General features: G+C 60.4%; 23 protein-coding genes and 2 tRNA genes. 14 read left to right on the top strand and 11 right to left on the bottom strand.

The annotated features are described in order from the left end of the window. The first annotated feature begins 3 nt into the window (after positions 1–3). Genes HDF09_RS02910 through HDF09_RS02900 form a run of 3 tightly spaced genes read left to right on the top strand, consistent with a single transcriptional unit; the run spans position 4 to position 2,970 of the window. A complete protein-coding gene (locus tag HDF09_RS02910) occupies positions 4–642 on the top strand; it encodes a flavin reductase family protein (RefSeq protein ID WP_183761198.1) in 639 nt (212 codons plus the stop codon). Next, positions 639–1,694, top strand: a complete 1,056-nt coding sequence (locus tag HDF09_RS02905) for an FAD:protein FMN transferase (protein ID WP_183761195.1) — start codon at positions 639–641, stop codon at positions 1,692–1,694. Before HDF09_RS02910 ends, HDF09_RS02905 begins: the two co-directional genes overlap by 4 nt. Positions 1,695–1,734: 40 nt before the next feature. Beyond that, the gene (locus HDF09_RS02900) at positions 1,735–2,970 is read left to right on the top strand and encodes a Gfo/Idh/MocA family protein (protein WP_183761192.1); all 1,236 of its coding nucleotides are present in this window, start codon (positions 1,735–1,737) and stop codon (positions 2,968–2,970) included. A 48-nt stretch (positions 2,971–3,018) separates the two neighbouring features. On the opposite strand, the gene HDF09_RS02895 is transcribed toward HDF09_RS02900, so the two are convergent. Then, on the bottom strand, positions 3,019–3,861 hold the full coding sequence (locus HDF09_RS02895; protein WP_183761155.1) for an ABC transporter ATP-binding protein: 843 nt from the start codon (positions 3,859–3,861) through the stop codon (positions 3,019–3,021). A gap of 19 nt (positions 3,862–3,880) precedes the next feature. Continuing rightward, positions 3,881–4,660, bottom strand: a complete 780-nt coding sequence (locus tag HDF09_RS02890) for an MlaE family ABC transporter permease (RefSeq protein WP_183761142.1) — start codon at positions 4,658–4,660, stop codon at positions 3,881–3,883. 128 nt (positions 4,661–4,788) lie between these two features. Here HDF09_RS02890 and HDF09_RS02885 point away from each other — a divergent pair, with 128 nt between their 5' ends. The 4 genes from HDF09_RS02885 to hpnE are packed head-to-tail and all read left to right on the top strand — an operon-like array spanning position 4,789 to position 9,135. Continuing rightward, the gene (locus HDF09_RS02885) at positions 4,789–5,844 is read left to right on the top strand and encodes a zinc-dependent alcohol dehydrogenase (protein ID WP_183763194.1); all 1,056 of its coding nucleotides are present in this window, start codon (positions 4,789–4,791) and stop codon (positions 5,842–5,844) included. Then, positions 5,841–6,782, top strand: a complete 942-nt coding sequence (hpnC, locus tag HDF09_RS02880; RefSeq protein ID WP_311718490.1) for a squalene synthase HpnC — start codon at positions 5,841–5,843, stop codon at positions 6,780–6,782. The genes HDF09_RS02885 and hpnC overlap by 4 nt, the downstream gene beginning before the upstream one ends. Then, positions 6,779–7,717, top strand: coding sequence for a phytoene/squalene synthase family protein (locus HDF09_RS02875; RefSeq protein ID WP_183761140.1), 939 nt, complete (start codon positions 6,779–6,781; stop codon positions 7,715–7,717). The genes hpnC and HDF09_RS02875 overlap by 4 nt, the downstream gene beginning before the upstream one ends. Next, positions 7,714–9,135: a hydroxysqualene dehydroxylase HpnE gene (gene hpnE / locus HDF09_RS02870; RefSeq protein WP_183761138.1), complete on the top strand. Its 1,422-nt coding sequence runs from the start codon at positions 7,714–7,716 to the stop codon at positions 9,133–9,135. The genes HDF09_RS02875 and hpnE overlap by 4 nt, the downstream gene beginning before the upstream one ends. Before the next feature lie 132 nt (positions 9,136–9,267). Here the strand turns inward: hpnE and HDF09_RS02865 are convergent, their stop codons facing one another. The 8 genes from HDF09_RS02865 to HDF09_RS02830 form a co-directional block, all read right to left on the bottom strand. After that, complete coding sequence (locus HDF09_RS02865) at positions 9,268–9,651, bottom strand: hypothetical protein (RefSeq protein WP_183761120.1); 384 nt, start codon at positions 9,649–9,651, stop codon at positions 9,268–9,270. Continuing rightward, complete coding sequence (locus HDF09_RS02860) at positions 9,648–10,067, bottom strand: EamA family transporter (protein ID WP_183761117.1); 420 nt, start codon at positions 10,065–10,067, stop codon at positions 9,648–9,650. Before HDF09_RS02860 ends, HDF09_RS02865 begins: the two co-directional genes overlap by 4 nt. Before the next feature lie 94 nt (positions 10,068–10,161). Beyond that, the gene (gene hpnJ / locus HDF09_RS02855) at positions 10,162–11,649 is read right to left on the bottom strand and encodes a hopanoid biosynthesis associated radical SAM protein HpnJ (protein ID WP_179582925.1); all 1,488 of its coding nucleotides are present in this window, start codon (positions 11,647–11,649) and stop codon (positions 10,162–10,164) included. Positions 11,650–11,777: 128 nt separating this feature from the next. After that, positions 11,778–13,124, bottom strand: coding sequence for a TolC family protein (locus HDF09_RS02850; protein ID WP_183761114.1), 1,347 nt, complete (start codon positions 13,122–13,124; stop codon positions 11,778–11,780). A 53-nt stretch (positions 13,125–13,177) separates the two neighbouring features. Continuing rightward, a complete protein-coding gene (locus HDF09_RS02845) occupies positions 13,178–14,152 on the bottom strand; it encodes a tetratricopeptide repeat protein (RefSeq protein ID WP_183761111.1) in 975 nt (324 codons plus the stop codon). A gap of 2 nt (positions 14,153–14,154) precedes the next feature. Further along, positions 14,155–15,396 carry an efflux RND transporter periplasmic adaptor subunit gene (locus HDF09_RS02840; protein ID WP_260180888.1) on the bottom strand — a complete coding sequence of 414 codons (1,242 nt, stop codon included), beginning with the start codon at positions 15,394–15,396 and terminating at the stop codon, positions 14,155–14,157. Between the two features lie 93 nt (positions 15,397–15,489). Then, complete coding sequence (gene recJ / locus HDF09_RS02835; protein ID WP_183761108.1) at positions 15,490–17,337, bottom strand: single-stranded-DNA-specific exonuclease RecJ; 1,848 nt, start codon at positions 17,335–17,337, stop codon at positions 15,490–15,492. Between the two features lie 9 nt (positions 17,338–17,346). Continuing rightward, positions 17,347–17,805, bottom strand: coding sequence for a hypothetical protein (locus tag HDF09_RS02830; protein ID WP_179582930.1), 459 nt, complete (start codon positions 17,803–17,805; stop codon positions 17,347–17,349). 90 nt (positions 17,806–17,895) lie between these two features. On the opposite strand from HDF09_RS02830, the gene HDF09_RS02825 reads away from it, so the two are divergent. The 7 genes from HDF09_RS02825 (at position 17,896) to HDF09_RS02795 (ending at position 22,126) form a co-directional block, all read left to right on the top strand. Further along, a complete protein-coding gene (locus tag HDF09_RS02825) occupies positions 17,896–18,261 on the top strand; it encodes a (2Fe-2S) ferredoxin domain-containing protein (protein WP_183761103.1) in 366 nt (121 codons plus the stop codon). 52 nt (positions 18,262–18,313) lie between these two features. Continuing rightward, positions 18,314–18,592, top strand: coding sequence for a DUF507 family protein (locus tag HDF09_RS02820; protein WP_179638107.1), 279 nt, complete (start codon positions 18,314–18,316; stop codon positions 18,590–18,592). Beyond that, complete coding sequence (locus tag HDF09_RS02815; protein WP_179582933.1) at positions 18,589–18,864, top strand: DUF507 family protein; 276 nt, start codon at positions 18,589–18,591, stop codon at positions 18,862–18,864. Before HDF09_RS02820 ends, HDF09_RS02815 begins: the two co-directional genes overlap by 4 nt. A gap of 98 nt (positions 18,865–18,962) precedes the next feature. Next, a tRNA-Glu gene (locus HDF09_RS02810) sits at positions 18,963–19,039 on the top strand. A 27-nt stretch (positions 19,040–19,066) separates the two neighbouring features. Next, positions 19,067–19,143, top strand: a tRNA-Glu gene (locus HDF09_RS02805). A 1,064-nt stretch (positions 19,144–20,207) separates the two neighbouring features. Then, positions 20,208–21,602 (top strand): tRNA (N6-isopentenyl adenosine(37)-C2)-methylthiotransferase MiaB, encoded by a 1,395-nt coding sequence (miaB, locus tag HDF09_RS02800; RefSeq protein WP_183761101.1) that lies wholly within the window; start codon positions 20,208–20,210, stop codon positions 21,600–21,602. After that, positions 21,602–22,126 (top strand): bifunctional nuclease family protein, encoded by a 525-nt coding sequence (locus tag HDF09_RS02795; RefSeq protein WP_183761098.1) that lies wholly within the window; start codon positions 21,602–21,604, stop codon positions 22,124–22,126. Before miaB ends, HDF09_RS02795 begins: the two co-directional genes overlap by 1 nt. Positions 22,127–22,135: 9 nt before the next feature. Here the strand turns inward: HDF09_RS02795 and HDF09_RS02790 are convergent, their stop codons facing one another. Continuing rightward, positions 22,136–23,251 carry a glycosyltransferase family 4 protein gene (locus HDF09_RS02790; RefSeq protein ID WP_183761095.1) on the bottom strand — a complete coding sequence of 372 codons (1,116 nt, stop codon included), beginning with the start codon at positions 23,249–23,251 and terminating at the stop codon, positions 22,136–22,138. Positions 23,252–23,253 lie beyond the last annotated feature (2 nt).

The raw sequence follows: 23,253 nt of genomic DNA, 5'->3' as shown, positions 1-23,253 counted from the left end.
AAGATGATTTTTGATGTTGAGAAGATAAAGGCGCGTGAGACCTATAACCTGCTGATCGGTTTGGTTGCGCCTCGGCCGATTGCGCTGGTGACCAGCATGAACGAAGAGGGCAGGATGAATGCTGCGCCTTTTAGCTCGTACAACTACCTTTGTACCGACCCGCCGATTATCGGAATGGGCGTGATGAATCGTCCGTCGGAGCATTTTGTGCCGAAGGATACGGCGCGGAATATCCGGCGGACGGGGGAGTTTGTGGTGAACGTGGTGACCGAGGATATCGCGCAGCAGATGAACATCTGCGCTACGGATTTTCCTGCGGAGTTTGATGAGTTGGAGATGGCCGGGTTTACTACTGCGCCGTCGCAAGTAGTGAAGGTGCCGAGGATTGCGCAGGCTCATGCGGCGCTCGAGTGCAAAGAGTTTACGACGATGGAGATTGGGCGGTCGCGGATCGTACTGGGGCGCGTGGTGTCGGTTTACATTGAGGACAAGTTTGTCGATCCGGCGGGGCCATATGTGCTGTCGGAGGAGTTGCATGCGATTGGCAGGATGAATGGGCTGGGGGCTTATGTGAAGACGCGGGATTCGTTTTTGAATATTCCGCGGATTCCTTATGAGGAGTGGAAGAAAGGGAAGAGATGAAGCGCTGGCTGGCAGTTGGCTGGCTTGCGATCACTCTGAGCGTGACACCACTGGCGGTCGGGGCTGCGCCGTCGCCGCTCAGGCTGTTTACTACGACGCATCCTGCGATGGGCACAGAGTTTACGTTGTATCTCTACAGCGCAAGCCCTGCGGCTGCGGCGGCTGCGTCCGAGGAGGTCTTCGACGAGGTCGACCGTATTGAGCAGCTGCTCTCGAACTATCGCGAGTCGAGCGAGCTGTCACGGATCAATCAGAACGCCCAGAACGCCGGCGCTGGCGCTGTGACGACTGATCCGGAGATGATGGATTTTTTAGAGCAGTCCGAGCACTGGAGCCGGGCCAGCAACGGGGCCTTCGATATTACGGTGGGCCGCCTGATGAAGGCCTGGGGGTTTTTCCGTTACGATGGACGTATTCCGATGGACGCAGAGCTTGAAGATCTTCGTGCGGTAACGGGTTGGGAGAAGGTGAAGCTTGATCCGGCGGCACGCACGGTGCAGTTCACCTCGCCGGGCATTGAGCTCGATCCGGGCGGTATCGGCAAGGGTTTTGCTGTGGATGCGGCGGTTCGCATTCTACGTGCCGATCACATCAGGGCGGCGATGCTTTCGGCGGGAAGCAGCACCGTGTACGCGCTGGGCGCTCCGCCGCACAAGACTGGATGGCGTGTGGTCGTTCCGGGGCCGTTGCCTTCGCAGAAGACGCTTTCGGTGATTACGCTGCGGGATACCTCGCTCTCGAGCGCAGATTGCAGTCAGAAGAACTTCACGGTGGCTGGTCATCGTTACTGCCACATCATGGACCCGCGTACGATGCGTCCGGTGGAGGGCAGAATACAGGTGAGCGTTGTCGCGCCTTCGGCGACCGCTAGCGACGCGCTCTCGAACGTTGTCTTTGTTGAAACACCGGAGCAGAGTGTTGCCACGCTTAAGGCCTTTGCGCCTGACGCTCACGCTTTGATCGTCTCCTATGATGCGAACGATGCGGAGGCTGCACGCTGTACCACCTTTCAATGGACCAGCTCGGTCGACTCAACACATTGTGCTCTCTGAACTGTGCTTTCTTAAACTGCTTTAGATTCCAAGGCCAACTATGAACCGTCGTGACTTTCTACAATCCGCCTCCGCTGCTGCTCTTGCCTCAACCACAATCGCCCGTGCCGCGGTGCCGGCGGTGAAACCTGTTCGACTGGGTGTTATCGGCGCGGGCAGCAGAGGACAGGAGAACCTTCGCCAATTCCTGCGTGTGCCCGGAGTTTCGGTCGAGGCCATCTGCGATATCTATCCTCCGCGCTACGAGCAGGTGAATCGCCTGGTGGGCAAAGAGGTGCAACATACAGCTGACTACAACGAGTTGCTGGCGCGCAACGATATCGACGCCGTGATGATTGCCTCGCCGGTGGCGTGTCACGCGGACCATGTGATTGCCGCTGCGAAGACGGGTCGAGCGATCTATGGAGAGAAGGCGCTGGGCTTCACGGTGGACGACAATCAGAACATTCTCGACGCGGTGACTCGCAACAAGGTTCTCTTCCAGATCGGCCATGAGTACCGCTATGCCTCATGGGTGCGGGAGGCGATACGCCGTGTGCATGCCGGCGAGATTGGAACGCCGACCCACGTTTACGCCTACTGGCATCGCAACGGCGATTGGCGGCGGAGTGTTCCTTCGCCTGATCCGGACGGAAAGCTGGAGCGCCTGATCAACTGGCGTTTGTATCGCGAGAGCTCGGGCGGGCTGGGCACGGAGCTGGGCTCGCATCATATCGATATGGCGAACTGGGTCTTTGGCGAACAGCCTGAGAGCGTGATTGGGACTAACAGCATCTGCCGATATCACGATGGACGTACGGTTGGGGACAATGTGCAGTCGGTTTTTAACTACTCTCAAGGGCGGCGGCTGGTCTTCTCTTCGATTACGGATAATGCGAAGGTTGGGTGTGAGTTATGGATCTATGGCACGGCGGGGAGCGTGCAGATCACGATCGAAGACGCGACGATGTACTTCGAGAAGAATCGTTCGAATAAACCGACGGCCGATCAGGCAGAGGGCAAGACCGTCGTCGAGCGTGGCGTGGTGACGGGGGCGTCGTATTCGACTGCGGGCGAGATGCCGTATCGCGGGCCGGGCGAGAAGGTTGTGGTGGCTAGTTCGGAGGACCCGACGCTGGCGGCGGCTCGCTCGTTTGTGGAAGCGGTGCGTGGGGAGCATTCGATCTTTGCCGATGTGCAGTGTGGGTTTCGCGCGGCGATTGCGTGCTCGGTCGCACATGATGCGGTGTTTGCGGAGAATAAGATGCTGATTCCGGCGGCGGCTCACAACAGTTGAGCGGCGCGCTGCTTATCGCTTCGGTCTTGTGCAAAAGATCGAGGCTGGTCAGGAGAGGTACTCTCTGAGCCAGGGGTCGGTGGAGTGGACTAGCTCTTCGGTGGTGCCGTCGAAGACGACTTTGCCCTCGTTGAGGACGAGGAACTTTGTGCTGTCGTCGATGCCGTTGTTGGGGATCTGTTCGACTTTGCCGGTCTGGGTGTTGAAGCGGCTGCGGGCGAGGAGGTAGGCGTCCTGGATGCGGTGGGTGATGACGAGCGAGGTGGTGTGGGTGACGTCGCGCTGCTTGATGACGAGGTCGATGATGGTGGTGGAGGTGATGGGGTCGAGGCCGCCGGTGGGGGAGTCGTAGAGGATGAGGTCGGGGTTGGTGATGATGGCGCGGGCGATGGAGACGCGGCGACGCATTCCACCGGAGAGCTCGGAGGGGAATTTTTCTATGGTGTTTTCGAGCTCGACGAAGCGGAGGGCTTCGATGACGCGGGCGTGCGCTTCTTCTTCGGGGATGTGGTCTTCGTGGAGGCGGTAGGAGACGTTGTCGCCGACGGAGATGGAGTCGAAGAGGGCTGACTCCTGAAAGACCATGCCGATGCGGCTGCGGAGCTTGAAGAGCTCGGTCTCGCGCATGGTGGAGACGTTGTGGCCGAAGACGTGGATGGAGCCGGTGTCGGGCTTGAGGAGGCCGTTGATGAGTTTGAGGAGGACGGATTTTCCGCCGCCGGCGGGGCCGAGGATGATGCGGGTTTCGCCACGCTGGACGGTGAAGGAGACGTTCTGGAGGACGGGCTTTACGTCGAAGATGATGGAGACGTCGTCGACGACTACGATGGGCTCCTGCGAGTCGGGCTGCTGCTCGAGGGTTGCGGAGCCGGATTGGGCGAGGTCTGCCATTGGAGTGTGATTGCTGCCTTTACCTGCCGAAGACGCCGATCATGGCGCGGGTGACGAGTAGGTCGACGATGATGATGAAGACCGAGGAGACGACGACGGCCTGGGTGGTGGCTTTGCCGACGCCTTGGGTGCCGCCTTTGGTGTTCATGCCGAAGTAGCAGCCGACGGTGGCGATGATGAAGCCGGAGAAGAGGGGCTTGGTGAGGCCCTGGACGACGTCTCCGTACGCGAGGGCGCGGTAGGAGTTGTGGAAGTAGGAGGAGGCGTTGAGTCCGAGGAGGGCTACGCTGACGAGCGCGCCGCCGGCGATTCCGCAGGCGTCGGACATGATGGTGAGGAAGAAGAGCATGAAGATGGTGGCGTAGAGGCGGGGGGTGACGAGCTTGCGGAGGGGGTCGGTGCCGAGGGCGCGCATGGCGTCGATCTGCTCGGTGACCTTCATGGAGCCGATCTCGGAGGCCATGCCGGAGGCGTTGCGGCCGGAGACCATGAGGCCGGTGAGGACGGGGCCGAGCTCTTTGACCATGGAGAGGGCGACGAGGTTGCCGGTGAGGCTGACGGAGCCGAAGGCCTCGAGCGAGGTGGCGGACTGGAGGGCAAGGACGCAGCCGGTGAAGAAGCCGGTGAGGACGACGATGGGCATGGAGCCGACGCCGATGTAGTCCATCTGGGTGTAGATGTCGGCCAGATAGCGCGGCTTGCTGAAGAGGTTGACGACGGCCCGCCAGGACAGGATGGAGTAGTCCTGGATCGCGGCGAGCCTTTCCTTGGCGAAGATCTCTGGGGAGACAAAGGGCATGTTTATGTGGCTCAGACTATCAGATGCTGGGGCGGCGGCGAGGATTGCATGTTCTTGAAGGATTTGAGGGATGGCGAAATGTGCACCAATCCGGTCGGGAATGAGAAGATAGAAGAGTGAAAGCTGAGATGACGGCGGCGGTGTTGTACGGCAAGGAAGATCTGCGGCTGGAACGCGTGGCGATACCGCAGGCCGGCGCCGGAGAGCTGGTGGTGCGGGTGGGCGCGGCGCTGACCTGTGGGACGGATTTGAAGGTCTATCGGCGAGGCTACCATGCCAAGATGCTGAAGCCTCCGATGCCGTTCGGACATGAGCTGGCGGGGGTGGTGGAGGAGGTGGGTGCCGGGGTGACGGCGTTCAAAGTCGGAGACCGGGTGGTGGCTTTGAACTCGGCTCCTTGCGATGTCTGTTTTTTTTGCAGGCATGGGCAGCAGAATCTGTGTGAAGACCTTTTGTTCAACAATGGGGCGTATGCGGAGTTTATTCGGATTCCGGCGCGGATCGTCGAGAAGAATACGTTAATTGTGCCGGAGGGGGTTCCGCTGGAGTTTGCGGCGCTGACCGAGCCGCTGGCTTGCGTGGTGCGCGGGCTGGAGGAGAGTGGAACGCGGGCCGGGGACACGATGGTGGTGATCGGAGCAGGGCCGATCGGGTTGATGTTTATGCATGCCGCGGAGATCGCAGGGGTAGAGGTGATTGCGGTGGTGAAGCGCGAGGACCAGATAGGTGCGGCGAAGTTGTTTGGCGCGCGTGAGGTGGTTCATATTGGAGCGGTGCCGGATGTGGTGGCGGCCACGCGTGCTCTGACTCCTGCGGGAAGAGGCGCGGATATTGTGATCGAAGCTGTGGCCGCCCCGGCGACGTGGGAGTGGGGAGTGGATATGGTGCGGAAGGGTGGGGTGGTGAACTTCTTTGGGGGTCCGCCGAGCGGGACGAAGGTAAAGCTGGATACTAACCGGCTGCACTACGGAGATATCACGTTGAAGGCGAGCTTTCACCATACGCCGGCGACCTGCAGGACGGCATTCGAGCTGGTGACGAGCGGGCGGTTCAAATGCGCGGAGTACATTACGGGGCGGGCGGGACTGGACGAGGTGCCGGCGATCTTTGCGGGGATGATGCATCGGAATGGAAGTGCGCGGGATATCAAGACGGCAGTCTTTCCCGCTGGGGGGCCGAGGTGAACGACACGACTGCGATGCAGCATGCGCTGCTGGGGGCTCCGCTCGAGTACCTGACACCGTTGGAGCGGCCGACTCTCGCCGAGGCGCGGGCCTGGTGCAGGGAGCTGGCGACGTCACACTATGAGAACTTTCATGTGGCGACCTTTTTTCTTCCGGCGAAGGTGAGGCCGCACTTCGAGAGCATCTACGCGTACTGCCGGGTGGCCGATGATCTGGGGGATGAGGTGGAGGATCGCGAGGTGGCGACTCGTCTGCTGAACACCTGGGGCGCGATGCTGGAGGAGTGCTACGACGCGCCGGAGCGGTCGATGCATCCGGTGTTTGTGGCGCTGCGGGAGACGATTCGCGAGTGCGATCCGCCGCGACAGCTCTTTCTGGATCTGCTGCATGCGTTTCGGATGGATCAGTACAAGACGGAGTATGAGAGCTGGGCGGAGTTGCTGGAGTACTCGCACTACTCGGCGAATCCGGTGGGACGGCTGGTGCTTTGGGTGTGCGGGTATACGGATGAGGCACGGGCGTTGATGTCGGACAAGGTTTGTACGGCGCTGCAGCTGGCGAACTTCTGGCAGGATGTGGTGGAGGATAAGGAACGGGGGCGACGGTATCTTCCTGCGGAGTCGATGGTGCGGTTCGGGGTGGACGAGGGGCAGATCGAGGGGCGGGTGTTTACACCGGAGTTTCGCGGGATGATGCAGGAGCTGGTGGTGCGGACGCGGGCGATGCTGCTGGAGGGTGGGGAGATCAGCCAGCATGTGGATAAAGAGTTGAAGGTAGTGCTTGATCTGTTTCGTAAGGGCGGAGAGGCGATTCTGAACGGCATTACGAGGCAGGATTTTGATGTGCTGCGCGGAAGACCGGTGGTATCGAAGACGCGGAAGGCGGGTCTGCTGATCGAGGCGCTTGTGGGCAAGCTGAGCGCGGGGATGGCCTCGTGACGATTGTTGAGGCTTATGCCGTGTGCACGGAGATTGCGCAGCGGGAGGCGAAGAACTTTTACTACTCGTTTCGCGTGCTGCCGGATCATAAGCGAGATGCAATGTGCGCGGTGTATGCGTTTATGCGGCGGGCAGACGATATCTCCGATGAAGAGACGATGCCGGTGGTGGAGCGGCGCGTGGTGATGTCGGCGTGGCTGGGTGCGTGGCGTGAGGCGCGGCGGAGCGGGGTGTCGGAGGATCCGGTCTTTGTGGCGTTGAACGATACGCAGAAGAGGTTTGCGATTCCGGATGCGCTGCTGGAGGATCTGGTGCGGGGTACGACGATGGACCTCGAAGAGTCGCAGGCCGATGTGGTGCTTGTAACCGATACGGTTGCAGATAAAACGCAGACGCTGCAGGTGTACGAGGATTTTGAGGGGCTGTATCGCTACTGCTATCTGGTTGCTTCGGTGGTGGGGCTGGTTTGCATTCGCATCTTTGGGTATAGCGATCCACGGGCTGAGATGCTGGCGGAGAAGACTGGCGTTGCGTTCCAGTTGACCAATATTTTGCGGGACGTGAGTGAGGATGCGGAGCGTGGACGGATCTATCTTCCGATGGAGGATCTGACTGCGGGCAGGGTTGAAGTGAAGCAGCTGCTGCAGGTGGTTCGCCGAGAGGCTGAGACGAAGGTGGTGCGGAGCCTGTTGGCGCAGGAGGCGGCGCGGGCACTGGTTTATTACGCTGCGGCGGAGGAGCTGCTGCCGCTGATCGACAAGGATAGTCGCGCGGCGTTGTGGGTGCTGGTGACGATCTATCGCGGGCTGCTGGAGCGGATTATGGCGAAGAACTACGATGTGTTTTCAGAGCGCGTGAGTGTGCCGACCTCGCGGAAGCTGCTGATCCTGGCGCAGGGGATGGGGATGGCTGTGCGCAACCGGATGGTCTTGTGAGCGGCGCGGAACATAGCGATGTGATTGTTGTTGGAGCTGGTGCGGCGGGACTGGCTGCGGCGAGTGCGCTGGTGAGGGCGGGGAAGTCTGTAACTGTTCTTGAACGTAAGCCTTATGTGGGTGGGAGAGCTTATTCGTATGAGCATCCTGCGCTGGGGGAGGTGGTGGACTCGCAGCATGTGCTGCTGGGATGCTGCACGAACCTGATTGAACTTTGCGAGCAGGCGGGGACTGCGGGGAAGATTCGGTGGTATGACGAGCAAACTTTTCTCGAGCCGAATGGAAATGCAAGCACGATTGTGACGAGCGATCTGCCGGCGCCGTTTCACTTCGCGCCCAGCTTTGCGGGCATGTCGATGTTGGGGTGGAAGGACAAGGTTGGGGTGGCGCGTGGGTTGATGGAGTTCTTTCGTGGATATCCAGCGGAAGATACGGAGAGCGTCGAACACTGGCTGAAACGAACGAAGCAGACGGAGCTTTCGATTCGGCACTTCTGGAGCCCGATTGTGATGGCGACGTTGAATGATCGTCCGGCGCACTGCTCGACCAGATATGCGGGGAAGGTGTTTCATGAGCTGTTTGTGAAGTCGTCTACGGGTGGGCGGCTGGGGATACCTACGGTTCCGCTGAGCGAGTTTTATGCGGCGGAGGCGCGGATGATCGAGGCTTGCGGGGGGAAGGTGCGGCTTCGGGCTAGCGTAGAGGGGTTGGTGCAGGAGGGGGATGGACGGTGGCGTGTTTATACGGCTGACGCGGGGTATACGGCGGACTCGGTGATTCTGGCGCTCCCATTTGAACAGACGCAGAAGTTGCTGCCGGCGGTTCGAGTGAACGAGGAGTACGCGGGACGGTTTGAGGAGACCAAGGACGATCTGGAGTTGAAGATGGCGCGGCAGATGCACTCTTCGTTTACGTCGATTCTGCTTTGGTATGACCGTGAGATTACGGATCTTGATCATGCGTGGCTTTTGGATACGACGATTGAGTGGTTCTTTCACAAGTCGCGGATTCGGCGGTATGCGAAGGGGCGGGGAAGCTACGTTGAGCTGGTGATTGCGGGGTCGAAGGCGCAGTTGGGCATGACGCGGGAGGAGATTCTTTCGTCGGGCTTGCGGGAGCTGGAGATGTTCTTTCCTGATGTGAAGCAGGCGAAGCTGGTGAAGAGTGGGGTGTTGAAGGAGGCTCGGGCTACGTTCTCGGTGACGACAGGGCTGGATCAGTTTCGTCCGAAGCAGGAGACGGAGTGGCCGGGGCTTTTTCTTGCGGGGGATTGGACGGCGACGGAGTGGCCTTCGACGATGGAGGGTGGGGTCCGGAGTGGGCGGCTGGCGGCGGGGGCGGTGGTGGGAGATGCTAGGCGATTTATGGCGGCGGAGACTCCGGCTGGTGGGCTGATGCGGTGGTTTAGCCGGGACTGAGCTGATTTTCTCTACCCGGCTAGGATTCCTGCCGGACGGGCCCACTTCGCGTGGGGCGGTCACTTCGTGACTTGTATACCCTTTCTCGGCTGGGGGGAGTTAGAGGGCCTCCCGTTGGTCGGACGGGGCATATTACTTTGCCAGGAGGGCTACGCCGGCGCAGACGAAGAGGGCGGCGATCCAGCGGCGGCCGTCTACGTTTTCTTTGAGGAAGAACTTTGCGGCGGCGGCGGTGGTGATGAAGGTGAGGGAGGCGGTCGCGGGTGCGATGAGGCTGAGGTCTGCGCCTGAGAGGGCGAAGAGGAGCGAGAAGAAGCTGAGGGACATGCAGGTGATTCCGAGGAGGAACATGCCGCTGGAGAGGACGGCTTTGATGGCGCCGAGGAGACCGGATTTGGCGCGGATGTCGTCGAGGTCGCCGAGCTTGCGCATGCCGCCGGCGATAAGGATGTCGCCCGCGGTGGCGGTGAGGACGACGGCGGCGATGGTGGCCCAGGTGTGGAGGGTGGGGTTCATGGGAGGGCCTCGACTTCTACTGGGACGTGCTCGGTGCGTGAGGGGCCGTTGGCGACGAAGCCTACGCCGATGACGATGAGGGCTACGCCGAGCCAGCGGGAGCGGGAGACGTGTTCATGAAGCCAGAAGCGCGAGAGGACGGTGACGATGACGTTGCCGAAGGCGGTGGCGGGGAGGACGAAGGTGATGTCGGCCCAGCTGAGGGCGGTCATGTAGCAGGCCATGAAGCCGAGCAGGACGAGGATGCCGGAGATGATCCAGGGGCTTTTGAGAGCGAAGAAGAGTGCGCTGAGATGATGGAGGGAGACGGGGCCGAGCTGCTTCATGCCTATGCCCAGGAGTGCGTCGCCGATGGAGGCGCCCAGCATGACGGCGATGAGGACGATCCAGCGGCGGGGAGTGAGGGTGTGTTGCATCTCTTGATCGATCCGTTCTGGTGCTGAAAACTAAGAGAAAGCGGCCAGCATCTTGAATGCTGACCGCTCGTTAGATGATTTGCAGACAGGTTAGTTACGCGTTCATGCTGACGGATTCCTGCGCCTTGGCGGCGTTAGCTTCCTTGACGGCGCGGACGGCTTTGTTGCGCTTGGAACGAAGCTCCATGAAGGACTTGGCTTCGGTGTAGAGGCGGGGCACGTCGCGGTTGACGATGGCCTGCCAGACTACGCGGAAGGCAGCCTTGGGGCGGAAGTAGTACTCGTCGTAGAACTTGTGCACCATCTCCATGACGTACTCGACGGGGAGGCCGGGGTACTCGATGTGCGCCATCTGGTGGCCGCCGTCGTCGCTCATGGCTTCGTTGGTGATGAAGCCGTTGTCCTTGGCGTAGTCGAAGAACTCGGTTCCAGGGAACGCGTGGGCGATGGAGACCTGGATGGTCTCGCAGTCGAGCTGCTTGGCGAAGTCGATGGTGTTGCGGATGGATTCGCGGGTCTCGCCGGGGAGGCCGAGGATGAAGTCGCCGTGGACGACGAGGCCTAGCTTGTGGCAGTCGCGCTGGAAGTCGAGCGCGCGCTGGACGGTGGCGCCCTTCTTGATGTTCTTGAGGATCTGAGGGTCGCCGGACTCGTAGCCGACGATGAGGAGCCGGCAGCCGGCTTCCTTCATGGCTTTGAGGGTGTCGTAGTCGGTGGTGACGCGCGAGGTGCAGGACCAGGTGAGGCCGAGGGGCTTGAGCTTTTCGCAGAGCTCGATGGTACGGACCTTCTGGATGTTGAAGGTGTCATCGTCGAAGAAGAACTCTTTGACGTGGGGAAAGAGTTCTTTGGCCTGCTTCATCTCGGCCGCCACATCATCGGTAGACCGCTTGCGCCAGGCGTGGCCGGAGAGGGTCTGGGGCCAGAGGCAGAAGGTGCACTGGGCGGGGCAGCCGCGGGTGGAGTAGAGCGCTACGTAAGGGTGGAGTAGGAAGGGGACGTTGTACTTGGTGACGTCGAGATCGCGGTGATAGATCTCCGTGGCCCAGGGCATCTCGTCGAGCTCCTCTGGGGTGACCTGAGGGCGGTCTGGGTTGTGGAGGATCTTACCGGTGGCCTTGTCCTTGTAGCTGATGCCGAGGATCTCGTTGAGGGGCTTGCCGTTGGCGTATTCGACGACGGAGAAGTCGAACTCGCGGCGGCAGATGAAGTCGATGGCTGGGCACTCGTTCAGGGCCTTGTCTGGGGAGGTGGTCACCGGGGGGCCAACGAAGGAGATCTTGATGCTGGGGTAGGTCTGCTTGATGACCTCGGCCATCTTCTGGTCGCCGTCCCAGCCCATGGTACTGGTGAAGAGCACGAGGAACTCGTAGTCCTTGAGAATTTCGACGACCTCCTGCCACTTGATGTGGTGGGGCGGAGCATCGAGGAGACGGGAGCCTTCCAGCATGCCTGCCGGGTAGGTGAGCCAGACCGGATACCAGTAGGACTCGATCTCGCGGGTTGCGGGCCAGCGGGAGCTGGCGCCACCGTCAAACTTCTCGAAGGAGGGCGGATTCAGAAACAGTGTCTTGAGAGGCATAATAATAACTCGATTTTACCATTTCGTTAAGGGCTTGAGGGGCTTTTCTGACGTTTGCAGCAGGTATCTGCAGCGATGCCTGAGTGCGCCAGACGATTCATTTCAAAACGGATATTCGTGAATTTGGGTCAGAGTTTCGCGGGAGCGGCGGGCTGTGCCTGCAGGGCTGCGGCGATCCAGCTCTCGAGGTCGCCGCTCTCTCGCATGAGATTGATCTGAGCCTGTTGCAGCTCGAAGTTGGCGTTGAGGACGGCGAGGAACTTTTCCCGCTCGGCGATGCGGGAGGTCTGCTCATCTTTGGGGGTCATCTGGGTGCCCGCCATGTTTCCGTTGCCGGTGTTGAGTTGAACGATGAGGACGTCGAGGTTCTGCTGGGCGAGCTGCTGATCGAGGGTGGCGATCTCGGAGCGGACGGCGAGCTCTGCTACGGCGTGCTGGATTCTGAGCCTGGAGTCGAAGAACTGATCGCGGATCGAGTCGGCTTCGTGCTCGGCGTGGGCGGCATCAGCGTCTGCCTCGCGGGCTTTGGCTTTGTGGGCGACGTCGAAGAAGGGAATGGTGATCTGGACGCCGATGGCGGCGTTGTTCTGCTGGAAGCGGAAGTAGTAGTCCTGCAGGTTGTTGAACTTTGCGAAGCGGCTGTACTGGGCTTGGAGAACGATCTGCGGTCGCCAGAGGTAGCGGCTCTCTCCGAAGGCGATCTCACGCTTGGAACGCGCGTTGGCGTAGGCAGACTCGACGGCGGGGCTGAAGCCGATTAGCGTTGCATTGATGTCGGCGGACTTGCCGTCGGGCAGGTCGCCGGTGAGGGCGGGGATGCTGCTGGCGGAGGTGCTGATCCCTTGCGGGGGCAGGCCAAGGAGGCGCGCCAGATGAGCCTGGTCTGTAGCCGCCTCGTCGTCCACGCGAAGACGGGCGAGATGGATCTGCGCGGCGGTGAGGCGGGCGGTGGTGAGATCGATGGGGGTGTCCTGACCGGAGGCGAGACGATCCTCGACGATGGAGACGAGATGGCCGGCGAAGCCTTGCTGCTGCTGGAGGACGGTCTGCCGCTGAAGGTCGCGATGGAGCGCCAGGTAGGTGATGGCGGTGTCTTCGGCGACGGCCTCGCGAACGTCCTTGAGTGCGAGGCGGGCCGCTTCGAGGGAGGCCTTGGCGCCGCGGATGTAGTCGCGCTGCGGATAGCTGAAGACAAGAGACTGCGCGGTGAGGTTGTAGATGGAAGGCTGGCCCAGCGGGAATCCGTAGGAGGGAGGGCCGATGGAGGATGCGCCGACAACATTTGGGACGAAGGCGTCTATGAGTTGATCGAGGGCGGCCTGCGCCTTGTTGACGTCGGCCTGGGCGGTGAGAACTTTGGGGCTGTTCTTCAGGGCCAGACCTACCGCACTGGTAAACGATATCTGCGCGATGGCAGGCGTCACGGCACAAGCCAGAGCAGAGCACGCGATCAATTGGCGAAGAAGACGAATCATACTTGCTGGGAGATTCCTTAGGAACGGTTAGAGATCATGGTATCGCCTTTTGTCTACGATCCCTGTAATGCTTTGCGTGCGGGTACATAGTTCGATGCGAGGGAGAGAGCTGCGAGGTATTCGTTGTGGGCTCCGTCGGTGTCTCCGCTTTGGGCGAGAAGGCCACCTAACTGGAGATGAACCTTGAAGGCGGGGGCTCCGTCGGTCTTTCCTGAGGCTGCGAGGTAGGTGCGAAGGAGACTGATGGCGAGTTGGGGTGAACTGTGAGCGTCCGAGAGGGTGGTGGCGGCGTCGACCAGGGGAGGGCCTTTGCGGTGATCGGCGGCTACGGCCGATCTAAGGGCTTCGAGCATCTTGTCGGTCTGATTGTGCCGTTTGTAGAAGTCACCGAGGTCGATGTAGGCCTCGGGTGTTTTGCCTGCGGCGACGGCGGCCTGGTACTCGGCCTCCGCGGCTGCGCTGTCTTTTTTTTTCTCTGCGATGAGGGCGAGGAGGCGGTGGGATTGGGCAGGGAAACTGGGCTGCATTCTGGCGGCGAGAGCCTGGGCTTTGTCGGTGCCGCCGCCGATCATGGAGGGGGCCGCGACGTAGTATTCGCCGAGGTCGCTCATGGCCTGGAAGTTTTCGGGGTCGAGTTGGACGGCGCGCTCGAACGCGTTGTGGACTTTGACGGCGAGGCTTAGCGCGGAGAACGGGCTGGCATGGGCGGCCTTGTATCCATAGGCGCGGGCGAGCCACATGTGATCTTCGCTGCTGTCGGGTGCGTTGGCTACGGCTAGTTCGCACTCGTGGATGGCGGGGTCGGCTTTCTCCTGGGCGTAGTAGACGCGGCAGAAGAGCTGATGGGCAAGCGCGTTGTTTGGTTGGGAGGCGAGGAGATCCTGGAGCATGGCTGCGGCTTCGTCGACGCGACCCTGTTGGAGGAGCGCGTTGGCCTGGGTTTCGTCGGCTGCGAGAAAGGAAGTCGTGAAGAGGAGAGCGAGCAGGAACGCGTGGGGAAGACGAAACGGGCGTGTCGAAAGGGACATAGCTACTCGACTATTTTGACGGGGAGCCCATTGGTGAGTTCACGGTTGTTGACGGCGCTGAGGGCGACCGTGTCTTTTTCAGAGAGGCCGCTGACGATCTCGAGGCGGGTGAGGTTGACTCCTACTCCAACCTGAACGGGGGTGCGGACGAGCCTGTTGTTGACGACGCGAAAGACGAAGTCACCGCCTTCGGTGTGGAGGGCCTCGCGGGGGACGCTGAGGACGTTGAAGCGCTGCGAGGTGGTGACGGTGACGACGACGTTGGTGTTGGGGAGGAGATCGCCGCGGGCGTCGTCGACAGTGATGATGCATTCGCCGACGTTGCGTGTGCCGTAGGTGATGACGGTGGAGGGGGCGCGGCTGATGTGGCCGTGCCAGGCCTGCGTGGGCTTTGCATCCCAGACGATCTTGACGGCCTGGCCTACGGCGAGTTTTCCAATCTCGGGCTCGTCGAAGTAGGCGCGGACCTGGATTCGGTTAAGGTCGGCTTCATCGAGGAGGTTTTCGCCAGCGGGGACGAAGTCGTAGTTTGAGACGGGGATGGAGTAGACGGTTCCGGCGAAGGGGGCGCGGATGTTGGCGTTGGCGTAGGCGGCCTTGGCGGCGGCGAGGGAGGCCTGCGCATCGGCGAGCTGGGCTTCGGCGCGGGACCGGTCCGTGGCGCCGTAGCGCTGGGTGCTGCGTGTCTGGAGGCCTTTGACGGAGCCTTCGGCGGTGAGGAGACGCTGTTCGGCAGAGGCTACCTCGCTGGCGGAGGCGGCTCCCTTCTGCTGGAGGGCCTTGAGTGCTGCGAGATCTTTTGCGGCCTGCTGCTGCTGCTGCTCGGCGCGGTTGAGATCACCGGAGAGTCCGATGCGCTCGTCCTGCGAGCCTCCCTGACCGATGTCGTGGAGAGTCGCTTGAGCGGTGTGAACTGCGGCGTTTGCGGCTGCGATCTTGGCGACAGCGTCGGCGTCATCCATCTTGACCAGGAGCTGGCCTGCTTTGACCTTCTGGCCAACATCGACGTAAACCTTTTCGACGACGCCGGGAGCGGTTGCGACGGCAGGAAACTCTTCGATGGGCTCGACCTTGCCGTTGGTCGAGACGGAGCTGACGATGTTCTGGTGGTCGACGATTGCGATGCGAACGCCAACCAGGTCGCGGGTGGACGAGCGCACGATGATGAAGCCGATGGCGATAATGGCGAGGAAGATGCCCCACAGCATTACAGGATTCAGCCGTCTTGTCTCAGTGGTGGGCATCAGTCGAAGGTTCAGTATATAAGACGCTGTAGGCGGTTCGATCGGACCAGAAACTTTTGAGGATAAGGTAGTTAACCGATGCGATGCAGCGGGTCAGGCGGGGCGGAGAGCGACTAATTCCAGCTCCAGACCAGGGAACTGTGGGTTGGTTTTGGCCTTCAATCTGTAAGCGACATCGAGCTGCGAGCCTGTATTGAGGCCTATTTCAGCGCATCGGGCGGGCCAGTCGGTGGTGCGGCTCCAGCCTAGAGCGCTGATGCGGTTGGTTGTGCCGGAGCTCTGAAGGCCGGGGCTCTGAAGCGGAAGGCAGATGTGTTTTTCTTTGATGAATCGAACGGGCGCGGAGAGGATGAGGCCGCGGGTGAGGAAGACGGGCTCGCGGTTGCCGATGCCGAAGGGTTCGCAGCGGGTGAGCCAGTCATAAAAACTCTGCGTGAGGTCGCTGAGGAGAAGTTCGGCGTCGCACTCGAGCGGAGGCGCTGTGATCTCTCCGGTGAGTCTGGGGGCGCCGTAGCGCTGCATGCGTTCGCGGAGGAGGGGCATGCGGTCGGAGGGCATGGAGAAGCCGACGGCGTGGGCGTGGCCGCCGAATCTGGAGAAGAGCGGAGCGTCTGAGGGGGTGAGGGGTTCGTGGACCGCGCTTATGGCGTCGAGCAGGTGGAAGCCGTCGATGGAGCGGCCGGATCCGTGGGCGTGGCCGTCTTCGTGGGTCATGACGATGGCGGGTCTGCCGGTGCGGTCGACGACGCGGGAGGCGAGGATGCCGAGGACGCCGCGATGCCACTCGGGGTCATCGAGGATGATGCACTCTGCGAGGTAGTCCCCGAGGCTGTCGCGCAGGGCGGCGAGTTGGGCTTCGATGGCTTCGAGGGCTTTGGCTTCGGTGGCGCGGCGTTCGTCGTTGAGGCGGTTGAGCTTGTCTGCGAGGGCGGAGGCGCGGGCGGGGTCTTTGGTGAGGAAGAGCTCGACGACGTCGCCGGCGATGTCCATGCGGCCTGCGGCGTTGATGCGGGGGGCGAGTCGGAAGCCGACTTCGGTGGCAGTAGGTGGGCGGTTGATGGGTATCTGCGCTACCTGCATGAGGGCGCGCAGTCCGGGCTGGACAGGGTTGCGGAGATCTTTGAGGCCTAGGGCCGCTATGACCCGGTTTTCTCCTTCGAGGGGGACCGAGTCGGCGATGGTGGCGATGGCGACGAGCTTGAGAAAGGAGGGAATCAGGCCGCGTTTCAGCTTAGCGCGCTGCTCTTCGGTCTCGGTTGTGGCCAGGAGGAGAGCATGGGCGAGTTTGAAGGCTACCGCGGCGCCGCAGAGGTGTTTGAAGGGGTAGGGGCAGTTCTGCTGGGCGGGATTGAGGACTGCGACCGCCGCAGGGATGCCGATGACGCCGTCGGGGAGGTGGTGGTCGGTGACGATGAGGTCCATGCCGAGAGCCTTTGCTTCTTCGGCTGCAGCGAAGGCGCGGATGCCGGTGTCGACGCTGATGACCAGGCGTACGCCTGAGGCTGCAGCCTGGCCGAGAACGCCGTTCTGCATGCCGTAGCCCTCCCGAATGCGGTGGGGGACGTGATAGGTGACGGTGGCAGGGGTCTCTTTGGGGGCGATGCGTTCGATGGCGGTTTTGAGCAGGACGGTGGCGGTGGTGCCGTCGACGTCGTAGTCGCCGTAGATGAGGATGGGTTGGCTGGAGCGGACGGCGTGCTGGATGCGGGCGACGGCGGTGTCCATGCCGAGCATGAGCATGGGGTCGATGAGGTCGTCGAGGGTTGGGGTGAAGAAGGTTTTGGCGGCTGCGGCGTCGGAGATGGTGCGTGAGACGAGTATTTGAGCGATCGCCTGCGGGCAGCCGAGGGCGTCAGTGAGATTCTGAACGGCGGTCTCGTCTGCGGGGCGGGTGGTCCAGGCTGGCAGCCCAGCTGGATTGCCAACGGGGGCGGTGGACATTGGCTTTGTTTACTCGTCGCTGTCGTCGACTACGATGCCGCCGAGATCGGTGACGGTCTCCATGAGGTTCTGGAAGCTGTCGTACCAGTCGGTCGCGACCTCGAAGATGAACATTACGCCCTGGTGGGCGAAGCCAAGCTGGAGGTAGCCGACTTTGCCGACGTGGTTGACGAGATACTCGGCGTCGTCGAGCTCTTCGGAGTTGTCGTCGGGGAAGGTCTGGTCGCGAAGCTGTTCGAGCAGGATGGCGACGTCTGATTTTTCGAGGATGACTTCGCTCATGGTGACGAAAGGGGAGCCGGCAGCCTTGGCGTGCTCGACGAAGTCCTTCCATCCGTCGGGGTTTTCTTCTTCGAAGATGACGGTCGGGACGTCTTCTGTAACGTAGGCGTTGAGGCGACGCATGCCGTGGCCGGCGATGAAGGCCACCATGTCGTCTTTGAGCGAGATAAGATTGTCAGGTTGCATTCGATAAGTATTGTCTCAGAAACGCCGGTGCATCGCACGGGAAAGACTTCGTTGCGTGCCGGGCCAACGGCTTGTGGAAGGGATTCTGGATTGGCAAAGTTCAAGCACCATGTTTTTATTTGCATCAATGAACGGGACGAGAGCGCATCGCGGCCCAGTTGCAGCGGCGATGGTAGCGGGAGGCTGAAATCGGCCTTCAAGGATGCGGTGAAGGAGGCGGGTTTGAAGGGGCAGGTTCGGGCGAATGAGCTTGGCTGTCTTGACCAGTGCGAGCATGGGCCGGTGGTGGTGGTCTATCCGGATGCGGTTTGGTATGGGGCTGTTTCTGCGAAAGATGTGGAGGAGATTGTGAACGAACATCTGCTGCATGGACGTCCTGTCGAGCGGCTGCGGCTGGCGGATACGTGTCTGAATACAGAGAGTTGTCCGCATAAGCCGATGCTGAAACGTATGTGATGGATAGAGGCGAGATGCGCTGTGTCGCGTGGTATATTCGAAGGAAAGTCAAATGATTTTTTCAAAAGATTACGTTGGATACCTGGCGCGCCAGACGGTTAAGCATTTAGTCGCCGAGAAGATGATCCACACCGACAAACCGGCTGTTGTCAACGAACGCGTCACTGCGGGAATGGTGGATGAGCTGGCGCTGGAAGACCGGATCAACGATGAGGTTCGCGTGATCCTTGAGGCGTTTCAGGATGACATGCGCAAGACCGGCGCGAGCTATCCGGAGATGTTCAAAAAGGTGAAGAACGAGTTGGCCCGCAAGTACAAGGCGGTGCTGTGAGAATCTCTCGCGACAAGCTGAACAAGCTGGCCCATACGGTGGCCGATACCCTGGCGGAGATTCCGGAGGTCGACTTTCTGGAGGATCGGAACACGATTCGTCAGGAGGCTAGGAAGGCTCTGGAGAAGCTGCTGATGGAAGAGACGAAGATCGACGCGGCGGCGCGGCAGAAGATTGCTTCGCAGCGAAAGATCATCGTGGAAGGGTCGCAGGAGTGGGACATCCTGTACCGCAAGTACTACAACGACGAGGTGAAGAAGCTGGGGCTGTAAAGGCTTCTTTTTCAGAGGGGCGCGGGTCGCTCAGCAGCGTCGTTAGCTGATATAATTTGTTTATCGCAGTGGAGAAGTTCCTCTCCTGTCTGGTTTCTGGCGTCATGGTGTAACTGGTTAACACGCCGCCCTCTCAAGGCGGAGAGTACGGGTTCGATCCCCGTTGACGCTACCAATCCTTTCCTTCTGCAATTAGTGTTTTGGCGCCATGGTGTAACTGGTTAACACGCGGCCCTTTCAAGGCTGAGAGTACGGGTTCGATCCCCGTTGGCGCTACCAATCTTCAACAACTTAGACAGAGAACAGTCGTTTATTCCCGCATCGCCAGCACTGGTCGGGGTTGCGCAGGTGTGTCGAGCGGAGCCGAAGATGCGCTTCGTCGGTGTGTGAATCTAACGTGAAAGTCAAGATGATCGGCTCCAAAAAATTGGGGAATTTGGAGGAGCGTCTGCGTCTAAAGAAGAGACAGAGGAAACGTTCTTCAAGCCGCAATCACCATAGGGAGAGGGCCGTCGTGGCGGCTCCGCTAACGACAGAATGGCAATGCAAAATTGAAAGGGTAGGTTATAGCTGATGGTAATGAACCAAAGTCAACTTCTCTCCTCCTGGCCAAACCTTGAGAAGAGACCGGCGTGCGATGAGGGTATGGAGCTTGCACGGAGTTTTCTGAAGGCCGCCCGTGAGTGCGTGAACACTTTAGGTAAGCGCAGGACGAGCGGCAGCCGTGCAGAACTTTTATGGACCTATAACGCTATGGTGCAGCATGGCGACAGTTGTCAGAAGTGCAATGAGGGCTGATTCCATAGGGTCGATTCCTAGAAGCGAGATGGGCACAGGGCGAGTGTGCCCATTGACGCTTAAGTAGCAAGCTGTTCACACAACCTCAAATCTCGCGGTGGCAAGCCTTCCGGTGACAAGCAATTTTGAAAGGCCTGGCGCTCCGCACACCACCAAGCCGGTGTCAGGTAAGACTTAGCGAACGGCGGTCTCTGAAATTAGCTTCCCGCTTTTGCCGACTACCTGAGAGCATGGTTGGCATGAGATTGTCTTTACGGATCGGCCTGTACTGTTTAGCCTCGTTAGCGAGCGCATTACTCTTCTGCCTTGGCTGCTCCATCCACGAGGACAACCGCTTGGGTCAATCGCAGGATGCCATAACGTTCTTTCTCTCGGGCATGGCCTATCTTTCCATCTGCGGATTCATCTGTTTGGGCGTCGGTTTTATAGCGGTGCTTATAAAAGAAAGATAGCCAAAATCAAACTCTTCAAAACTAATCCCTGTGAACCCTTGGCGCTGCCAACCCCCTGTCAATCGAGAGTTAGCGAACGGCTATACTGTAGGTGTGAGTAAGACTTTTTATATTGAGACGTTTGGCTGCCAGATGAACGCCCATGACTCGGAGAAGGTCATCGGGACGCTGGAGCAGCAGGGGTATGCCCGTGTGCAGGATGAAGACGCTGCCGGGTTGATCTTGTATAACACCTGTTCGATTCGCGATAAGGCGGAGCAGAAGGTGTTTCACCGACTGAATGAGTACAAGAAGCTGCAGGGTGAGGGGAAGAAGTTCGCCGTGCTGGGCTGCGTCGCTCAGCAGGAGGGCGAGAAGATCTTCGAGAAGGCTCCGTATGTGTCGATGGTGGCGGGGTCGGCTTCGTATCGGAATCTGCCGGAGATGCTGCGGCGGCTGGAGGCTGGGGAAGAGCGGATTACGGGGCTCGATGACCGGCTGACGGACTTGACGTTTGAGACGGAGTTTACGGCGCGGTCGAATCCGCATCGTGGGTACATCACAATTATTGAGGGTTGCGACAAGTTTTGCGCTTACTGCGTGGTGCCTTATACGCGGGGCAAGGAGCGCAGCCGGACTGCGGCTTCGGTGCTGGTTGAGGCGAAGAAGATGGTGGACCTTGGGTTCACGGAGATTCAGTTTCTCGGTCAGAATGTGAACTCGTACCGTGATCCTTCGGGGCGGATGTCGTTTGCGGAGCTGCTGGTTGCGGTTGGGGAGCTGCCAGGGATTCGGCGTGTGCGGTTTACGACTTCGCATCCGCGAGACTTTTCGCGGGACATTGTGCAGGCGATCGACGATACGGCGACGCTCTGCGACCATATTCATCTGCCGGTGCAGTCAGGGTCGACCGCCGTGCTGAAGGCTATGTCGCGGGAGTATACGCGGGAGTGGTATCTGGAGCGAATGAGCTGGATCAAGGCGGCGAAGCGCGACATCAGCATTACCAGCGACATGATCGTGGGTTTTCCGGGCGAGACGGACGCGGACTTTGAGGAGACCATTACGCTGGTGGGCGAGGTGAAGTATGACGCGGTATTTGCGTTCAAGTTTTCGCCGCGACCGAACACGCCTGCGGTGACGATGGCGGACAGTATTCCGGATGAGGTGAAGTCGGAGCGGTTGCGGATTTTGATGGACCGGCAGCGAGAGATTCAGCGGGAGCACTATGGACGGCATTTGGGCGAGGTGCAGGAGGTGATGGTGGAGAGCTACAATCCTTCGCGCAACCAGGTGGTCGGCCGGAGCTCGCAGAATAAGACGGTGAACTTTGCTGTCTCAAGAATTGGTGCGCAGATTGTGCAGGCTCAGCCTCCGATTGGGAGTTATCTGCCGGTGCGGATTACGCAGACTCTGCCGAACTGCCTGGTGGGTGAGGCGATCGCCGAGGCGGACCCTTTGCCTTTTGTGGCGGTGCAACGCGCTGCGGATTTTGTGGTGCTTAACTGATGAATCCCTCTTCGGTTCAACCCGTCGTGCAGGCTCCTGATGAAGTGGAGATGCAGATCCGCGGGCTCATGATGGACCCGGTCACGAACATGCCCATCATTGTGCTGAAGGATGTTGGGAGCGATCTGGTGCTGCCGATCTGGGTGGGGATTTTTGAGGCGAATGCGATTGCGCTGGAGTTGGAGAAGACGGCTACGCCGCGTCCGATGACACACGACCTGCTGCAGAACATGGCTCGTGGGCTGAATGCCGAGGTGCGCAAGGTGGTGGTATCGGAGCTGCGGGATGATACGTTTTTTGCGGTGATCTGGATGGATCATGCGGGCGAGACGGTGACGATGGATGCGCGGCCGTCGGATGCGATTGCGCTGGCGCTGCGGTGGGACTGCCCTATCTATGTCAATCGAACGGTACTTGAAAGCTCGAAGCAGGCTGCCAGCGGCACACCGAATGTGAATGCTGAGGAGATGCGGCGGTGGCTTGAGAACCTGAATGACGATGACATGGGCCGCTACAAAATGTAACGGTTTTGGTTACAACCAATTGCAAAGGGTTGCGACCCGTTCGGCCCATTCGTCTTCGGTGGGGAGATGAGGCTGTGGGACGGCGTGATGCTTGCCCTGGAGGATGCCTTCGATCGCAGATTGGAGGGCTGGGGTCATGTTTTCTTCCCCTCCGGTGAAGACGGTTGCCCAGGGGGTGTCGAGCAGAATGTCGCTGACGCCGGATTCGCGATGGAGCAGGACAGGAATGCCGCGGTGGAGCGATTCGATGGCGGGGATTCCGTAGCCTTGAACGGCGGGCATGAGGAAGAGGTGGGTCTGTGAGAAGAGCCGCTCGAGATCGTCATCGGGAACGAAGCCGTGGAAGTGGATGCGGTCGCCGATGCCGAGGGTTTGTGCCATCTGGGTAAGGCTTGGGATGAGGGAGCCTTTGCCGGCGAGGTCGAGTCTCCAGTCGATGACGGAGGAGAGTGGTTTGTTGCCGCGCTCCAGTTCGGCGAGGGCGCGGATGATCCAGTCGATGCGCTTGTTGGGCTCGATGCGGCAGACAGAGAACATTCGGAGCCGGTCGTTTACCGGGTGAACGAGAGGGGCTGAGGTGCTGGTGACGAGGCCGCCCATGCGGGCGATCTTTGCGTCGATGTTGAAGTCCTTGCGGCATTCGCTGCGGAGATACTCGCTGGTGACGATGGTGTTGCCGCCGGAGCGCAGGCCGTAGCCGATGATGCGATTTGAGACGGCGATGCGCAGGCTTGTGGAGAGGCTGCGGGTCTCCTGATCTCCGAAGAGAGAGGGCGTGTCGTGCATGAGGGTGTGGAATCCGCGTTGTCCGGCGAGGGTTGCGTGAAGGGCAGGTTGATAGCCGGAGGCGAGTGGTTTGGGTGAGTTTGGAGACTGCTGGTTGAAGTAGGTGCGGAGGGAGGCGATCTTGTTGCGTGGTCCTGGTGCGGGATTGAGCTCGACGACCTGCAGGGGGTGGGTGGCGTATTGAGCGAGGTTGCAGCGGTCGAAGTAGGTGACGACGTGATTGGGCAGGTTGCGTTGATGGAGCCAGCGGGAGAGCGCGAGGACGCTGCGCTCGGAGCCGCCGAACTGCTCGATCTCGGTGATGAGGATGGGGCGGGAGCCGCCCGCGGGTGTTTGCATGG

This window comes from Edaphobacter lichenicola (assembly GCF_014201315.1).
GTDB classification, from domain to species: Bacteria; Acidobacteriota; Terriglobia; order Terriglobales; family Acidobacteriaceae; genus Edaphobacter; species Edaphobacter lichenicola_B.
This window is presented reverse-complemented; position numbering and strand designations above follow the sequence as displayed.

Coding starts and splice junctions, on each gene's coding strand:
- HDF09_RS02845 (WP_183761111.1), bottom strand. CDS start 14,152: ATGTCCCTTTCGACACGCCCGTTTCGTCTTCCCCACGCGTTCCTGCTC.
- HDF09_RS02820 (WP_179638107.1), top strand. CDS start 18,314: ATGATTTTTTCAAAAGATTACGTTGGATACCTGGCGCGCCAGACGGTT.
- HDF09_RS02905 (WP_183761195.1), top strand. CDS start 639: ATGAAGCGCTGGCTGGCAGTTGGCTGGCTTGCGATCACTCTGAGCGTG.
- HDF09_RS02885 (WP_183763194.1), top strand. CDS start 4,789: ATGACGGCGGCGGTGTTGTACGGCAAGGAAGATCTGCGGCTGGAACGC.
- recJ (WP_183761108.1), bottom strand. CDS start 17,337: ATGTCCACCGCCCCCGTTGGCAATCCAGCTGGGCTGCCAGCCTGGACC.
- HDF09_RS02840 (WP_260180888.1), bottom strand. CDS start 15,396: ATGCCCACCACTGAGACAAGACGGCTGAATCCTGTAATGCTGTGGGGC.
- HDF09_RS02790 (WP_183761095.1), bottom strand. CDS start 23,251: ATGCAAACACCCGCGGGCGGCTCCCGCCCCATCCTCATCACCGAGATC.
- HDF09_RS02900 (WP_183761192.1), top strand. CDS start 1,735: ATGAACCGTCGTGACTTTCTACAATCCGCCTCCGCTGCTGCTCTTGCC.
- HDF09_RS02890 (WP_183761142.1), bottom strand. CDS start 4,660: ATGCCCTTTGTCTCCCCAGAGATCTTCGCCAAGGAAAGGCTCGCCGCG.
- HDF09_RS02910 (WP_183761198.1), top strand. CDS start 4: ATGATTTTTGATGTTGAGAAGATAAAGGCGCGTGAGACCTATAACCTG.
- HDF09_RS02795 (WP_183761098.1), top strand. CDS start 21,602: ATGAATCCCTCTTCGGTTCAACCCGTCGTGCAGGCTCCTGATGAAGTG.
- HDF09_RS02895 (WP_183761155.1), bottom strand. CDS start 3,861: ATGGCAGACCTCGCCCAATCCGGCTCCGCAACCCTCGAGCAGCAGCCC.
- HDF09_RS02865 (WP_183761120.1), bottom strand. CDS start 9,651: ATGAACCCCACCCTCCACACCTGGGCCACCATCGCCGCCGTCGTCCTC.
- hpnJ (WP_179582925.1), bottom strand. CDS start 11,649: ATGCCTCTCAAGACACTGTTTCTGAATCCGCCCTCCTTCGAGAAGTTT.
- HDF09_RS02850 (WP_183761114.1), bottom strand. CDS start 13,124: ATGATTCGTCTTCTTCGCCAATTGATCGCGTGCTCTGCTCTGGCTTGT.
- HDF09_RS02830 (WP_179582930.1), bottom strand. CDS start 17,805: ATGCAACCTGACAATCTTATCTCGCTCAAAGACGACATGGTGGCCTTC.
- HDF09_RS02860 (WP_183761117.1), bottom strand. CDS start 10,067: ATGCAACACACCCTCACTCCCCGCCGCTGGATCGTCCTCATCGCCGTC.